This window comes from Paracidobacterium acidisoli (genome assembly GCF_003428625.2).
GTDB lineage: Bacteria > Acidobacteriota > Terriglobia > Terriglobales > Acidobacteriaceae > Paracidobacterium > Paracidobacterium acidisoli.
The window spans coordinates 436,021-450,278 of sequence record NZ_QVQT02000005.1 but is presented as its reverse complement, the minus strand read 5'-3'; the positions used below and the strand labels follow the sequence as shown (position 1 = coordinate 450,278).

The 14,258-nt window shown below is 62.4% G+C and carries 16 protein-coding genes; 13 read left to right on the top strand and 3 right to left on the bottom strand.

Annotated features, from left to right (window positions below; translation table 11 throughout):
- Positions 1-6: 6 nt before the first annotated feature.
- Entirely contained in the window at positions 7-246 is a 240-nt protein-coding gene (locus D0Y96_RS15790; RefSeq protein WP_117301777.1) for a ribbon-helix-helix domain-containing protein, read from the top strand.
- A 13-nt stretch (positions 247-259) separates the two neighbouring features.
- On the opposite strand, the gene D0Y96_RS15785 is transcribed toward D0Y96_RS15790, so the two are convergent.
- Positions 260-442, bottom strand: coding sequence for a hypothetical protein (locus D0Y96_RS15785; protein WP_117301775.1), 183 nt, complete (start codon positions 440-442; stop codon positions 260-262).
- Between the two features lie 193 nt (positions 443-635).
- Between D0Y96_RS15785 and D0Y96_RS15780 the strand changes: the two genes are divergently transcribed.
- The 3 genes from D0Y96_RS15780 to D0Y96_RS15770 all read left to right on the top strand — a co-directional run bounded on the left by D0Y96_RS15780 (position 636) and on the right by D0Y96_RS15770 (position 2,908).
- Positions 636-1,064, top strand: a complete 429-nt coding sequence (locus tag D0Y96_RS15780) for an OsmC family protein (protein ID WP_117301773.1) — start codon at positions 636-638, stop codon at positions 1,062-1,064.
- A gap of 154 nt (positions 1,065-1,218) precedes the next feature.
- Positions 1,219-2,289: a metal-dependent hydrolase gene (locus tag D0Y96_RS15775; RefSeq protein ID WP_117301771.1), complete on the top strand. Its 1,071-nt coding sequence runs from the start codon at positions 1,219-1,221 to the stop codon at positions 2,287-2,289.
- A gap of 79 nt (positions 2,290-2,368) precedes the next feature.
- A complete protein-coding gene (locus tag D0Y96_RS15770; RefSeq protein ID WP_117301769.1) occupies positions 2,369-2,908 on the top strand; it encodes a DUF6580 family putative transport protein in 540 nt (179 codons plus the stop codon).
- A gap of 360 nt (positions 2,909-3,268) precedes the next feature.
- Here the strand turns inward: D0Y96_RS15770 and D0Y96_RS15765 are convergent, their stop codons facing one another.
- Positions 3,269-4,411 carry a DUF7544 domain-containing protein gene (locus tag D0Y96_RS15765; RefSeq protein ID WP_117301767.1) on the bottom strand — a complete coding sequence of 381 codons (1,143 nt, stop codon included), beginning with the start codon at positions 4,409-4,411 and terminating at the stop codon, positions 3,269-3,271.
- 130 nt (positions 4,412-4,541) lie between these two features.
- Between D0Y96_RS15765 and D0Y96_RS15760 the strand changes: the two genes are divergently transcribed.
- The 8 genes from D0Y96_RS15760 to moaC all read left to right on the top strand — a co-directional run bounded on the left by D0Y96_RS15760 (position 4,542) and on the right by moaC (position 11,175).
- On the top strand, positions 4,542-5,069 hold the full coding sequence (locus D0Y96_RS15760) for a GNAT family N-acetyltransferase (protein WP_252263829.1): 528 nt from the start codon (positions 4,542-4,544) through the stop codon (positions 5,067-5,069).
- Entirely contained in the window at positions 5,066-6,397 is a 1,332-nt protein-coding gene (gene trmFO, locus D0Y96_RS15755; protein ID WP_117301765.1) for a methylenetetrahydrofolate--tRNA-(uracil(54)-C(5))-methyltransferase (FADH(2)-oxidizing) TrmFO, read from the top strand. The genes D0Y96_RS15760 and trmFO overlap by 4 nt, the downstream gene beginning before the upstream one ends.
- A gap of 133 nt (positions 6,398-6,530) precedes the next feature.
- Positions 6,531-6,914, top strand: coding sequence for an AbrB/MazE/SpoVT family DNA-binding domain-containing protein (locus D0Y96_RS15750; protein ID WP_117301763.1), 384 nt, complete (start codon positions 6,531-6,533; stop codon positions 6,912-6,914).
- Positions 6,911-7,348, top strand: coding sequence for a type II toxin-antitoxin system VapC family toxin (locus tag D0Y96_RS15745; protein WP_117301760.1), 438 nt, complete (start codon positions 6,911-6,913; stop codon positions 7,346-7,348). Before D0Y96_RS15750 ends, D0Y96_RS15745 begins: the two co-directional genes overlap by 4 nt.
- Before the next feature lie 50 nt (positions 7,349-7,398).
- The gene (gene queC / locus D0Y96_RS15740) at positions 7,399-8,127 is read left to right on the top strand and encodes a 7-cyano-7-deazaguanine synthase QueC (protein WP_117301758.1); all 729 of its coding nucleotides are present in this window, start codon (positions 7,399-7,401) and stop codon (positions 8,125-8,127) included.
- Positions 8,128-8,192: 65 nt separating this feature from the next.
- Entirely contained in the window at positions 8,193-9,296 is a 1,104-nt protein-coding gene (locus tag D0Y96_RS15735; RefSeq protein ID WP_117301961.1) for a carboxypeptidase regulatory-like domain-containing protein, read from the top strand.
- Positions 9,297-9,384: 88 nt separating this feature from the next.
- Positions 9,385-10,683, top strand: coding sequence for a molybdopterin molybdotransferase MoeA (locus tag D0Y96_RS15730; RefSeq protein WP_350449095.1), 1,299 nt, complete (start codon positions 9,385-9,387; stop codon positions 10,681-10,683).
- Positions 10,684-10,692: 9 nt separating this feature from the next.
- The gene (moaC, locus tag D0Y96_RS15725) at positions 10,693-11,175 is read left to right on the top strand and encodes a cyclic pyranopterin monophosphate synthase MoaC (protein WP_117301753.1); all 483 of its coding nucleotides are present in this window, start codon (positions 10,693-10,695) and stop codon (positions 11,173-11,175) included.
- A gap of 213 nt (positions 11,176-11,388) precedes the next feature.
- Here the strand turns inward: moaC and D0Y96_RS15720 are convergent, their stop codons facing one another.
- The gene (locus D0Y96_RS15720; RefSeq protein WP_350449094.1) at positions 11,389-12,681 is read right to left on the bottom strand and encodes an MFS transporter; all 1,293 of its coding nucleotides are present in this window, start codon (positions 12,679-12,681) and stop codon (positions 11,389-11,391) included.
- Positions 12,682-12,774: 93 nt separating this feature from the next.
- On the opposite strand from D0Y96_RS15720, the gene D0Y96_RS15715 reads away from it, so the two are divergent.
- The gene (locus D0Y96_RS15715) at positions 12,775-14,082 is read left to right on the top strand and encodes an MFS transporter (RefSeq protein WP_117301957.1); all 1,308 of its coding nucleotides are present in this window, start codon (positions 12,775-12,777) and stop codon (positions 14,080-14,082) included.
- The last annotated feature ends 176 nt before the right edge of the window (positions 14,083-14,258 follow it).

Sequence of the window (14,258 nt, the reverse complement as noted above, 5' to 3'; positions counted from 1 at the left end):
TTGCTTATGGATGTGCATCTGAATCCGGAGCTGCAGACAAAGATCGAGCAGCGGGCCGCTGAAACCAGCCGCACCCCGGAGGAGATCATCGAAGAAGCGATATCTGGCTACTTCGAGAAACTGGCCCATGTGCGAGAAAAATTAGGCCGCCGCTATAACGAGATCAAAAGCGGCAAAGTAAAGTTGCTGGACGGTGAAGCATGCTTCGAAGCGCTCCGTCGACGTGAAAGAGAATTACTGAAATAGTCTCAAAGCCAGCTCAATAATAGTCGGCGCAGCTGAGGTAATAGCCGCAGGAGCGGCAGATGAGCTTGCAGCGGTGTCCGTCGAGGCGCGAGGAGCAGTTGGGGCACCAGACGGAGTGGTGTTCGGAGGGCTCGGCGAGGATGGGAGGGACCGGTGACGGCTCCTTTGCGCTGAGATGGTCGGTTTCAGACTGCATTTTGCAAGCCTACCGCCGTTTTGAGGCGGTGAGAAGGGCCTTTGCCTGGGTTTGATCCCTGTGAAACAACACCGGCCCGCGGTTCGCAGTATGATGAGGTGGGTCAACGGACGCATCATACCCGTACAGAGGCCGGAGCCGACTGTCGCAATCCGGCAAAACACAGAACCTCATCAGAAGAAAAGGAGGGCTTATGGAGCGCAATGCCAGCGCTGTGTGGAATGGTGGCCTGAAGGATGGCAAGGGCGTTATCTCAACAGCAAGCGGAGTTCTGAAAGAGACGCAGTATTCCTTCAGCACACGGTTTGAAAACGGGATTGGCACGAACCCCGAGGAGCTGATTGCGGCGGCGCACGCCGGATGCTTCACGATGGCGCTGAGCGCGCAGCTTGGCAATGCCAACCTGACGCCGGAGTCTCTGGAGACCACGGCTGTGGTGAAGTTCGAGAAGACGGACGCGGGGTTCACGATTACGTCGATCCATCTGACGACGCGCGCGAAGGTTCCGGGCGCGACCGAGTCGGCCTTTGAGACGGCGGCGCAGAATGCGAAGAGCGGCTGCCCGATCTCGCGGCTCTTCCATGGCAATACGGAGATCGTTCTGGACGCAAAACTGGTCTGAGAACAGACGGGCGGGAGCAGAATGCCGCGGTGCGCCGCGGCGTTTCTGTTTGCGGCGTCGGGCGCGGTGCAGGTAGTCTGGGCCGTAGTCCGGGCCGGCGCAACGATCTGATACTTGATCCGACTTTTTTCCCGACGATTGATCCGATATTTCTATGGAACCAGTTACTCATTTTCTGACCGGGGCCTGTCTGGGCCGCTCGGGCTTTAATCGGAAGACTGCCTATGCCACGCTGGCGATGACGCTGGCCGCGGAGGCGCCGGACCTGGATGTTCTGTGGGGCTTTCACGGGCCGGTGGCGGGCTTCGAGCACCATCGCGGCATTACGCACACGCTGGTGTTTGCGCCGGTGATTGCGCTGGTGACGACGGGATTTGTGTGGCTGGTCCACCGCTGGCGGAAAAAACCTCCGGCGATTGCGCCGCGCTGGTTTCTGATCTGGCTGTTTGCGCTGATCGCGGACCTGAGCCATCTGCTGCTGGACTTTACGAACAATTACGGTATTCGACCGTTCTTTCCCTTCGACGCACACTGGCATGCGTGGAGCATCGTCTTCATCTTCGACCCTGAAATCTTTCTGGCGCTGCTGCTGGCGCTGGTGATGCCGTGGATCTTCGGGCTGACGGATCGCGAGATCGGAGCGAGGAAGAAGCCGTTTCGCGGACGGGGCTGGGCGATTGCCGCGCTGAGCTTTGTGGTGATCTGGTGGGGCATTCGGAATGCCGAGCATGCGCACGCGATGGAGATGGTGAGGAACGGCGATCTGACGAGTGAGCCGGTGCTGCGCGTGGCGGCGGAGCCGCACATGGCCGATCCGTTTGCGTGGCATGCCCTGATGGAGACGCAGGACTACTACCAGACGGCAGAGGTGGGAACGCTGCACAACCGGGTTCAGACGGACGCGTATTCGAACCGGATTTATAAGCCTCCGGTGACGGCGGCGGTGGCGGCGGCGAAGCAGTCGTATCTGGGGCGCGTGTATCTGGACTGGTCGTCGTGGCCGCTGACGCAGGACATGGGAGACGAGATGGCGCCGGGAGTAACGGAAGATCCGCAGCCGGGCTGGCACACGGTGGAGTTCCGCGATCTGCGGTTTGCGGATGGAGGGGTTCGTTCATCGGACACGGAAAAAGCAGATCGCAGAGCGCCGCTCAGCGCATGGACGTACGTGGGCGCGGGGAATGAGATCGAAGGCATGTTCATGAGCGGGCGGGAGCAGAAGTAAGGCAGGATCAGGGATCAGAAAGGCGTAAATGCCGTGAGCTGTGTCCGGGACGCCCTGATATCCTGAACCGGAGGTATCTATGTCCGCATATCTGCTGGTTGTTCTGGCCGTACTGAGCCGCGTGATTCCGCATGAATGGCTGAACTTCACCGCGGTGGGCGGCTCCCTGTTGTTTTTCGGGGCGCGGCGGCCGCTGCGGCAGGCGATGTGGCCGGTGCTGGCGCTGATGGCGACCGATTACTACCTGACGGTGTATGCGTATAACTACCCCTTCCACACGAGCAGCTATCTGGTGACGTGGGTGTGGTATGCGGCGGTGGTGGTGCTGGGGCATATTCTGCTGGCGAAGAAGGTCTCGGCAGGACGCGTGGCGGGCGCGGTGGCGCTCTCCTCGACCTCGTTTTTTGTGGTGAGCAACTACGCGGTGTGGATCGGATCGGTGGCGACGATGTATCCGCACACGCTGGCCGGTCTGGCGGCGTGCTACACGGCGGCGATGCCGTTTTATCGCAACGATCTGCTGTCGACCGCGCTGGTGGCAGGGCTGGCCTTCGGGCTTCCGGCGATGGCGAGGAAGATGTCGGCGGGGCATGAGGCACAAAGCAAGCTCTCCGTCTGAATCTTCGAACTTCGTGAATCACCCAATGCCATCTCTTCGGAGATGGCATTTTGCATCTGAATCGGGAATTTGCTTCCGGACGCGAGATGGAATTTTGATAGTGTCTCAGTTTGCAAAGGAGTGCTTCAGGGGCTGAAGCCCGGGCATATTTTTCAGCCACTTACGGCACGACTGAAGTCATGCCCTGATACAAAACAGAGTTTTTCCGCAGGCTGTGAAGCCGTGCCCCGATACAAAGCCAATGCAAAGCTGACGCTGGTGACGTGCAATACACGCCACTTTGCCGCGGCCGGCGTTCCACTTCTCAATCCCTGGAGCGCCTGAGCCCCGCGGAAGCCGACAGAGCAGGATGGCGTCTGCTCACCAGAGGGGCGGCGGCTCCTGCAGTGGGGTGAGCGGCGGCAGGGGTACGGGAAGACGGACGCCGACGAGGTCTTCTTCAGAGGGCGGGTCGAGGCGGCTGCCGAGCTCGGGATAGTGTGAGCCGAAGAAATATACGGCGTAGGACTCCTTGAAGACGGCGACTGAACCGTAGATGGAGACCATGGCAAGGAGATAAAGGACCAGGAAGAGCAGTCCGGCGGCGATGCAGTAAGCGACGAAGACGGATTGTCCGGCGAGCCCTGTGTGCCAGAGGGCGTGCCAGAGCAGGAAGCCGAGGCCGCCGCCGCCGAGGCCGAAGAGCACGAGAACGATCATGGCGGCCATGATGAGCACCCAGGAGAGTCCCAGAGCGATGACGAAGCGCAACAGAAGATAGAGCAGGACGGAGCCGGGGCGGTCGCCGAAGAGGCGGAAGAAACGGGCAAAGGCGGACTCGAGCGGAGCGTCGTCGATGGCCATGGGCGGCAGGAGGAAGTCCTGCATGATGGCGTCGGCAATGGACCAGAGGAGCGCCAGGGCGAAGAGGATGAAGACCAGGGGCAGCATGTGCCCGAAGATGACGAAGGGATTGGCGCTGATATCTTCCGGCGTCATGCCGTGGAGCGAGGCGATCATGTGGATGATGATCGGGCCAGCCGTGACGGCGGCTGCGAGCAGGAAGACGAGCGAGACGAGAAGGATGAGGCCGAAGAAACGCCAGGACTGACGGCCGTACTTCGACCATCCCTCGCCGACTTTGCCGTGGCGGTAGACGACGAGGTCAAAGAGAGTGAAGCGCAGGCGGCAGTAGAGATAGCTGATCACGACCCAGATGACGAGTCCGATGAGGGCGATGACGATGAACGCGCTGATGGCGAAGACGGAGGCGGAGGCGCCGGATGTGCCGGCGAAGCTGGAGGCGGCTCCCCACGTGGGCCGGCGGTGCGGCAGACGGCCGGCGACGGCGAACTGCACGGCCTGCAGCGGATAGCTGACGATGACGGAGAAGAAGCTGGGCTGGGTGAGGGCGGCGACCAGAGCGATTTTGACGAAGAACCAGAAACGGAAGGGCTTTCCGAGGACGGAGAGAGTGCGCGCGAAGGCGGGTTGAAGAGCGTCGAGCGGTGACAGAGGCTTCATGGCGTGCGGCAATCCCTCAACGGAATTCGAACTGCGACGAGAGTACGGTATCGAAGAGCGGGGCGCAAAGCAATTCGCGGGCGAGGCGGGGCTGAGGAGCACGGCGGTTTCTATAATCGGAAGAGATTCTATGACTGCGATGCCGATCCGTATTCGTCCCGCCGCGGCGGAGGATGTTCCGCTGATGCTCGATCTGATTCATGCGCTGGCTGTATATGAGCGCGAGCCCGACTCGGTCGAGATGACTGAGGCGCAACTGATGCAGGACGGGTTTGGCGCAGAGCCTTGCTTCAAGTGCCTGATCGCGGAGTACGAAGGTGTTGCGGCGGGGTTTGCGCTGTTCTTTCCGATTTATTCGACGTGGCAGGGCGGAAGTCTGTACCTGGAAGATCTGTTTGTGAAGACGGAGTTTCGCGGGCGCGGGATTGGAAAGGCGCTGCTCGCACGGGTGGCGCGGGTTGCGGTCGAGCGGAAGTGCGCGCGGCTGCAGTGGGCGGTGCTCGAGTGGAACCAGCCGGCGATCGATTTTTATCACAGCATCGGCGCGAAGATGCTGAGCGAGTGGCGGGGTATGCGAGTGACAGGCGCGGATATTGCAGCGCTGGCTGGAATGGGTGAGACGGTGGACGAAGCGGTAGACGGGACAAACGCGGGATGAGCGGACGGATTCGGGTGATTGGCGGCGGACTGGCGGGACCGGAGGCGGCTCTGGTGGCGGCGCGGATGGGTGTCGAGGTGGATCTGTACGAGATGCGGCCGGTGCGTTCGACGCCGGCGCATGAGACGGCGGATTTCGGCGAGCTGGTGTGCTCGAACTCGCTGAAGTCGGAGAGCGAGAACACGGCTCCGTGGCTGCTGAAGCAGGAGATGCGGCGGGCGGCATCGCCGCTGCTGGAGTGCGCGGATGCGAGCGCGGTTCCGGCAGGGCATGCGCTGGCGGTGGATCGCGTGGAGTTTTCGCGGCGGATCGGAGAGCGGATCGAGCAGGAGCCGCGGATTACGGTACACCGCGAGGAAGTGACGCACCTCGATGAGGCGGACGGCATTACGGTGATTGCGAGCGGGCCGCTGACGTCGTCGGCGCTGTCGGCGGAGATTGGACGGCTGACGGGCAGCGGGCACCTGGCGTTTTACGACTCGATCAGCCCGATTGTCGAGGCGGACTCGATCGATAAGGAGCGGGTGTACTTTGCGGCGCGCTGGGACAAGGGCACAGCGGACTACATCAATTGCCCCTTCACGAAGGAAGAGTATGACCGCTTCTACGACGCGCTGGTGACGGCGGAGACGGTGCAGGAGAAGGAGTGGGAGAAGCTGGACTACTTCGAGGGCTGCCTGCCGATTGAGGAGCTGGCGCGGAGGGGGCGCGATACGCTGCGCTTCGGCTGCATGAAGCCGGTGGGGCTGCGCGATCCGCGGACGGGAAAGACGCCGCATGCTGTGGTGCAGCTGCGCTGCGAGAATCTGCGGGCGGACTCGTATAACCTAGTCGGCTTTCAGAATCACCTGAAGTATGGCGAGCAGGCGCGGATTCTGCGGATGATTCCGGGGCTGGAGCAGGCGAAGTTTCTGCGCTACGGACAGATCCACCGCAACACGTACATCAACGCGCCGCAGGTGCTGGCGGAGCGGCTGTATCTGCGGGAGTATCCGGGCATCTTCTTTGCGGGGCAGATCTCGGGCGTGGAGGGGTACACGGAATCGATCGCGACGGGGATGCTGGCGGGGGTATATGCCGCGCGCGCGGCGCAGGGGCAGGACGTGATGCCGGTTCCCCGCGAGACAGGGCTGGGATCGCTGGTGAACTATATTACGAAGACCGAGGCGAAGCACTTTCAGCCGGCGAATATCACCTTCGATCTGCTGGTTCCGCTGGACGAGGAGACGCGGAAGCGCATTCGCGACAAGAAAGAGCGCCACCGGATGCAGTGCGAGCGGGCGCTCGAGGCGTTCGATGGATGGTGGGCTGGCCAGAGCGGGCGATGAGCGGGTTTCCGGATGGATGCCGGGGCCCCTGGGGTTTCGGACTATCCGGGATTTCGACTATCCGGGATTTCGGGTCACCCGGGAGGAAACGCAGATCCCTCAGCTTCGCTCGGAATGACATGGGGCAGGGGATATGTCGATCCACACACAAAAAGGCTTGTGCGGACTATCCTCTCGGGCAGTGGGATCTGACCGAGCGGAAGCTCCTTCTGTAAAGCCAGAAGGCAGCGATGTATACTATTTCTTACCTGAGGTAAGAAATATGCGCTCTCATGCAGTGGTCAGCTCCAAAGGACAGATCGTCATCCCTTCTGTTTTGCGAAAGAAGTACCGGCTGAAAGAGGGCACGTCTGTAACCTTTCATGAAGAAAATGGGCGTCTGGTCATCGAGCCGCATCATGTCGACTCTCTTCTGGCACTGCATGGCTCACTGAAGGACTATCCCCTGGAAGAGACTCTTCAGAAAGAACGCGAAGCGGAGCGTCTTCTGGAAGAACGGAAATTTAAACACCTGTGAGATCGCCGAAAGCGGCAGCCAGGGAGTATGTCCTCGACGCGAATGCTGTCATCCGGCAATTCGCGGGCGATGAGGCGGGCGGTAGCCTGAAGGTACAGGAGCTGATACGGCAGACACAGATGGGGAGTACACATCTGTTTATGTCCGTAATCAACCTCGGAGAGGTTTATTACACACTCCTGAAGACAGCCGGAGAATCCACCGCAGCCACCTATATCGGCACACTTCGTAATTTCGTGTACATGGTTCCCGCTGATGCGGATCAGGCGCTCGAAGCGGCTGGGCTGAAACACCGCTACAAACTGGGCTATGCAGACAGCTACGCGGCGGCTCTTGCCATCGGCCGGAAGGCCACCCTGGTGTCTGCCGATCCTGCCTTTGAAAAGCTGGGCACACATCTGAAATGGATGCGTCTCCCCGGCCATCGGCCCTGATCTTTGCCCTGGGGCATGCTATTCCGGGCTTCGCGATACGATAGAGAAAGATGTCCACTCCCCGCACGCGCGCCGTCGTCTGTCTCTCCGGAGGCATGGACTCCTGCGTATGCGCGGCGCTGGCGGCGCGGGATTACGACGCGTACGCGGTCCACTTCAGCTATGGGCAGCGCACCGAAGAGCGCGAGCTGAGGGCGGCGCTGGACGTGGCCAAAGCGCTGCAGCTCGAGGACTTTCTGCACCTGCGGATCGGCCTGTTCCGCACCATCGGCGGCTCGGCGCTGACGGATACGAAGATCGAGGTGCCGAAGGCGTCGGCGGAGGCCGCGATCGGCTCAGAGATTCCAGTCACTTACGTGCCTTTCCGCAATGCGCACTTTCTTTCCGCGGCGGTGAGCTGGGCGGAGGTGCTGGAGGCGAAGAAGATCTTTATCGGCGCGGTAGAGCAGGACAGCTCCGGTTATCCGGACTGCCGGCCGGCATATTACGAGGCCTTTCAGCAGCTGATTCGCACGGGAACGCGGAATGGAGACATCGAAGTCGAGACTCCGCTCATCCATATGCGCAAGAGCGGGATCGTGGCTCTGGGCCTTGAATTGCGGGCTCCGCTCCATTTAACGTGGTCGTGCTATTCCGGCACGCGGGAGGCGTGCGGCGAGTGCGAGAGCTGCGTGCTGCGGCTGCGCGCATTTGCCCAGGCGGGAGCGGAAGATCCGATTCCGTATGCGGTACGAAACCTTCAGGATTTCCGGCGGCAGCTGGAGCCGTCCGGGGGATGACTCAACTACAGGGAAAGGAACCGCGACAGAACGAAAGACGCGCGGAGTTCCGGGAGAGAATGATGATGCGAAAGACAAGATTCCGGCTGGCCATTGCACTGGCGGCCCTTCTTTCAGCCGCGCTGCCGATGACGGCGCAGGAACAGACGGCGAAGATTCATGGCCATGTGCAGGACCCGACGGGCGTTCCGCTGGCCAACGGCACGGTGTCGCTGTCGCAGGATGGCGGCAAGACCGCGAAGTACTCCTTCAAGACGGACGCGAACGGCAATTATACGGGCGACGGCGTTGCCGCGGGCACGTATGCGGTGATCTACCGGAATCCGGACACGCCGCAGGATAAGGTCGTCGATGAATTTCCGGATGTGAAGGTCGCTGCGGGCGCCGATGTGCAGCAGGACTTCGATATGTCGCGGCCGGAGTACCTGAAGAACCTGTCGCCGGAGCAGCAGAAGCAGATCGAGGAATTCAAGAAGAAGAACTCGGCGATCATGAAGGAAAACTCGGTTATCAAGAACCTGAACGCGGACCTGAAGCAGGCGCGCGACGATAACCAGGCGAAGAACTTCCAGGCCTCCGAGGCGCTGATGCAGAAGGACACGCAGGCGAAGCCGGATGCGGCGGTGCTGTGGGTGGAGCTGGGCGTGGCGCAGAAGGGTCTGAAGAAGTATGACGACGCGGTGACCTCGCTGCAGAAGGCGATCGATCTGGATCAGGCGACGAAGAAGCCGAATCCGCAGCTGGAAGGCAGCGCGGGCGACAGTCTGGGCGAGTCGCTGGCGCGGATCGGGAAGACTCCTGAGGCGCAGGCCGCTTACGATGCCGCGGCGAAGATCAATCCGACGGACGCGGGTCTGTATTACCAGAACGAGACCATCGTCTTCAGCCAGCTCGGCAAGCCGGATCTGACGGCGGCGGCGGCGGACAAGGCGATTGCCGCCGATCCAAACCGGCCGATTCCCTACTACCTGAAGGGACAGGCACTGGTGAACCAGGCGACGGTCGATCCGAAGACCCAGAAGGTGACGGCTCCGCCGGAGTGCATCGCGGCTTACCAGAAGTATCTGGAGGTCGCTCCGAATGGTCAGTTCGCTCCGGAGGTACAGCAGATTCTTGCCAGCTTCGGCGAAAAGCAGCAAACGAGCTACAAGGCCGGCAGGAAGCACTGATCCTGTTCTACTGACTGGGCTCGCAACAGGGGCTGAACGAGAGCGCCGTCCACGGACGGCGCTTTTGTTTTCTGCGAGAATCGACGCTGTGCAAAGTGGCTCTCGATCGATTGTGCTGAGTTATGCCGAGGCGGTTTCGGTTGTAGCCGAAGAGGCGCGCAGGGTGAAGGACGGCGAGGCTCTGCGCAGCGAACGCGTGGCGCTGCGCGATGCGGCGGGACGTGTTCTGGCGCGAGCGATAGACGCGGACCGGGATCAGCCGCCGTTTCCCCGCTCGACGCGCGACGGATTTGCCTGCCGCGCTGCCGATCTGACGAAGCCGGGGATAAGGCTCCGGGTGATGGGGCTGGTGCGCGCCGGTGAGATGTGGATGGGCTCGCGTTTGGATGCGGGTGAGGCGGCAGAGATCATGACGGGCGCGCCGGTACCGGCGGGAGCCGACTGCGTGGTGATGGTCGAGCATGTGATCGCGGAAGGCGGGACGATTCAGGTGATGCCGGGGCGAGAGCCGGCGAGCGGAGAGAATATCGTTCCGGAGGGAGCGGAGGCCCGTGCGGGCGCTGTGGTGGTGCCTGCCGGAGTGCGGATGGGACCGGCGCAGATTGCCGCTGCGGCTGCATGCGGCGTAACGCAGCCGGAGGTGTTTGCGAGGCCGCGCGTGGCGATTCTGGCGACCGGCGATGAGCTGGTGGAGGCGGAGGAGCAGCCGCAGGCGTGGCAGATTCGCAACTCGAACAGCTGGTCGCTGGCGGCGCAGGTTATGACGCGGGGCGGTGAGCCGGTGGGGCTCCACCCCAGCGCACCAACACCATGTGCGCCGGGGACCCCGGTGCTGCCGATTGTGCCGGATGATCCGGAGGCAACACGGCGAGCGATTGAAAGCGCGATGGGATGCGAGCTGATTCTGCTGACGGGCGGCGTCTCGATGGGGCGGTTCGACTTTGTGGAGCAGGCGCTGCTGGCGCTGGATGCGGAGTTCCTTTTTACCGGAGTGAAGATTCAGCCGGGCAGGCCGGTTGTCTTTGGAAGGCTGCCTGGAGCGAAGGGTAAGCAGTATTTCTTTGGACTGCCGGGGAATCCGCTGTCGACGATGGTGACCTTTGCCCTGTTCGCCGCGCCGATGCTGGCGGCGCTGTCGGGAGAGAACCGGCACGAGCCGGCATTCGGGATGGCGCGGCTGGCGGAAGAGATTGTCGTGAAGCCGGGACTGACGCGGTTTCTTCCCGCACGCCGGGAAGGCAGTGTCGACGGCACGGTGGTGCGGCGGATGGCATGGCAGGGCTCGGGCGACCTGGCAAGCGCGGCGGCGGCGGACTGCTTTGTGGCGGTGCGCGAGGACGCGGAGCGGATGCAGGCGGGTGAGCCGGTGACAACACTGCTGATATAGTCTGACTCCATGAGCAGGCTTTCGCATTACGACGACGCAGGCGAAGCGAAGATGGTGGACGTGAGCGGCAAGGCGGCGACACGGCGGGAGGCGCGGGCCTCGGCGTTTGTCGCGCTCTCGGCAGAGGTTCTGGCGGCGCTGCCGCAGAATCCGAAGGGGAATCCGCTGGAAGTGGCGCGGATTGCGGGCATTCAGGCGGCGAAGCGAACCTGGGAGCTGATTCCGATGTGCCATCCGCTGCCGCTGAGCTTTGTGGATGTGCATCTGGAGACGACCGGCAAGGGCGTAAAGATCGAGAGCACAGCGGCGACGACGGCGCAGACGGGCGTGGAGATGGAAGCGCTGACGGCGGCCTCGATCGCGGCGCTGACGATCTATGACATGTGCAAGGCGCTGGATAAGGGGATCGTGATCCGGGAGATTGCGCTGGAGAGCAAGACGGGCGGCAAGAGCGGGGAGTTTAGAAGACAGGGATCAGGGATTAGAGATTAGGGAATAGGTCGTATCGACATATAGGGGAAAGCAGGCGGAGGAAACGAATGGATTCGCGGTCAGACTTCAGGCTGGGAGGGAAGAAATGCAGGTCCCTCCGCTGCGCAGCCGCCTGACGGCGTCTGCTTCGGTCGGGATGACAATTCAAATTTGTTCTCTGAATCCACAGCTTAGTGGCTCGGGTATATGTTAATACGGCCTGGAGATCAGGCGTTATGCGCGTGCGGGGCTTCTCAGCTCTTTCGGTTCGCGCCAGCCGATCAGAGCGATCACGAGAATGACGAGCAGCAGGGCGGCGACCAGAGCAACGCAGGCCGGCCATTTTCCAAAGGACCAGATGTAGCCGGGGATGACTCCGCCGGCGGTGCCGCCGATGTAGTAGCAGGTGATGTAAAGTCCGGCGGCCGAGGCGCGCGAGCCTTCGGGCGCGGCGATGCGCAGGAAGCTGGCCGCGGTGGACTGGGCGATGAAGACGCCGGTACAGACCAGGCCGAGTCCCGCAAAGATAACAATCCACAGGTGATGAGAAAGGGTGAAGAGCGAGCCGGCAAGGCAGAGCGCGATGGCGCTGGCGATGCCGAAGCGCATGCCGATGCGGGTGACGAGATAGCCTCCCAGGGGCGTGACGAGCAGGCCGACGAGGTAGATGGCGAAGAGCCAGCTGAGATCTCCGGTGGAAAGGCCGAAGGGAGGAGCGGCGAGATAGAACGTGATGTAGGTGAAGATGCCGACCAGGGCGAAGAGCATGCCGAAGCCGACGGCGAAGGTGGCCAGCAGGCGGGGATTACGGAAGTGGCCGACCATGGGCCGGAGCTGCGCGACGAATCCGCCGGGATGACCGTGGAGGGGGCGGGTTTCGCTGGGCAGCCAGCGGGCGATGACGAGGGCACCGGTGAGGGTGAGTCCGCCGAGCAGGAGGAAGGCCCAGTGCCAGTTGAAGCGCTCGGCGGTGAGCCCGGCGCTCAGACGGCCGATGAAGCCGCCAAGGGCGGTTCCGCTGACGTAAATACTCATGATGAGCGCGATGGTCTCTTTGGGCCACTCTTCACCGATGTAGGTGATGGTGATGCCGAAGATGCCGGGGAGGATGAGGCCCTGGAGAAAGCGCCAGAAGATGAGGGTGTGCAGGCCGGGAGAGGTGGCGGCGAGCACGGTGGGCACGGCCAGCACCAGGGTGGAGACGACGATGACGCGCTTGCGGCTGAGCCTTTCGGCGAGGGCTCCAAAGATGGCGGCCGAGAGGGCGACACCCAGGGTGGAAGCGCTTACGGTTAAGCCGACTGCGGCCCGGGAGGCATGGAAGATATTCGAGAGCAGCGGCAGCATGGGCTGCGTGACGTAAAGATTGAGGAAAGCGAAGACTCCACAGAGACATACGGCCACGATGGCGCGGAGGGGGCCGAGGCCCACCATGCGAATGGCAGGCAGCTCCGGCTCCAGAGTTTCGAGCGCGGGATTGGCCCCGGCGATGGGTATTTTGGGAAATTCCGGAGTTGTGGACGCCACCTTTTCAAACTAAACCCTGCCGGACGAGTCGCCGCATCTTCACATTTCCGGCAACGCATGAGCCGGGCCAGCCAGGGTATAAACAAAGCAGGCATGGCCGACTCTTCCAGTAGCAGCGCCGCCGGCGCTGCGTTCCTCTCCCGCGATTTTCGCTTCTATCAGCTTGCCCGGGTTCTTGTGATCATCGGCGCCGAAGCACAGGCGCTGGCGGTGGCCTGGCAGGTGTACGAGATGACCCACAAGGCCATCAACCTGGGGTATACCGGCCTTGCGCTGTTTCTGCCCGGGCTGATCTTCATTCTTCCGTCGGGCCATGTGGCGGATCGCTTCGACCGGCGGATGGTGATCCTGGTGTGCTACTCGCTGCAGGTGCTGTGCACGCTGGCGCTGTTTCTGTTTGCGTGGACGGGGCTGCGCAATGTGTGGCCGATTTACGGAGTCCTGCTGCTGGTGGGCACGGGCCGGTCGTTCAGCGGGCCGGCCAGCTCGGCGCTGATTCCGCACCTGGTGCCGAAGGAGCACTTCGTCAACGCGGTGACGTGGGGCGCAACGATGTTCCAGATCGCGAACATCAGCGGTCCGGCGCTGGGCGGCATCTTGTTCACGCTGCCGCTGAGGAGCCGGCTGCACGGCTCAAGCTTGGTGTATGCGTTCACGCTGGTGACGCTGGTATGCTTCCTGGCGCTGATCGGCTCGCTGCATGTGCGGCCGGGGCGGATGGAACATCGGGCGATCTCGAAGGACGTGATCCTGGCGGGGATTCACTATGTAAAGCAGACACCGATTCTGCTGGGGTCGATCTCTCTCGATCTGTTTGCCGTGCTGCTGGGCGGCGCGACGGCGCTGATGCCGATTTTTGCGCAGGACATTCTGCATGCGGGGCCGCGCGGTCTGGGCATGCTGCGGGCGGCTCCGGCGATTGGGGCGCTGAGCGTTTCGATGTTCCTGACCTGGAAGCCGATACGGCGCGGGGCGGGCGCGAGGATGCTGATCTGCGTGGCGCTGTTCGGGCTGACGACGGTGATCTTCGGTCTCTCGAAAAACATTGCGCTGTCGCTGGTGACGCTGTTTGTGGTGGGCGCCTCAGACATGGTGAGCGTGGTGATCCGGTCTTCGATGCTGCAGCTGGCGACGCCGCCGGAGATGCGCGGGCGGGTAAGCGCGGTGAACTCGCTGTTTCTGGGCGCGTCGAACGAGTTTGGAGAGTTTGAGAGCGGCCTGACGGCGCAGTGGTGGGGCGCGGTGCGGGCGGTGGTGATTGGCGGGATCGGCTCGATGATGGTGACAGGGCTGTGGGCGGCGCTCTTCCCTGCCCTGCGCAACGCCGATGAGCTGACGGCCGAGGCTCTGCTGAATGTGGAGTATCAGCAGAGCTCCCAGGAAGTGCGGCAGGGGCCCTGACCCGGCTGCTTCAGCAGGGAAAGTGTCTCATCGTTCCATTCATTCCTTATTTCATTCGTTCCGAAGCCATTCATTCCGAAGCCAGGAGCCGGGACGGCTGATACAGCGCCTGCAGCGTGCCGAGGGGCAGGTAGAGGTCAGGGCAGTCTGTATCCGTGGATAACTGCGGGGTCATG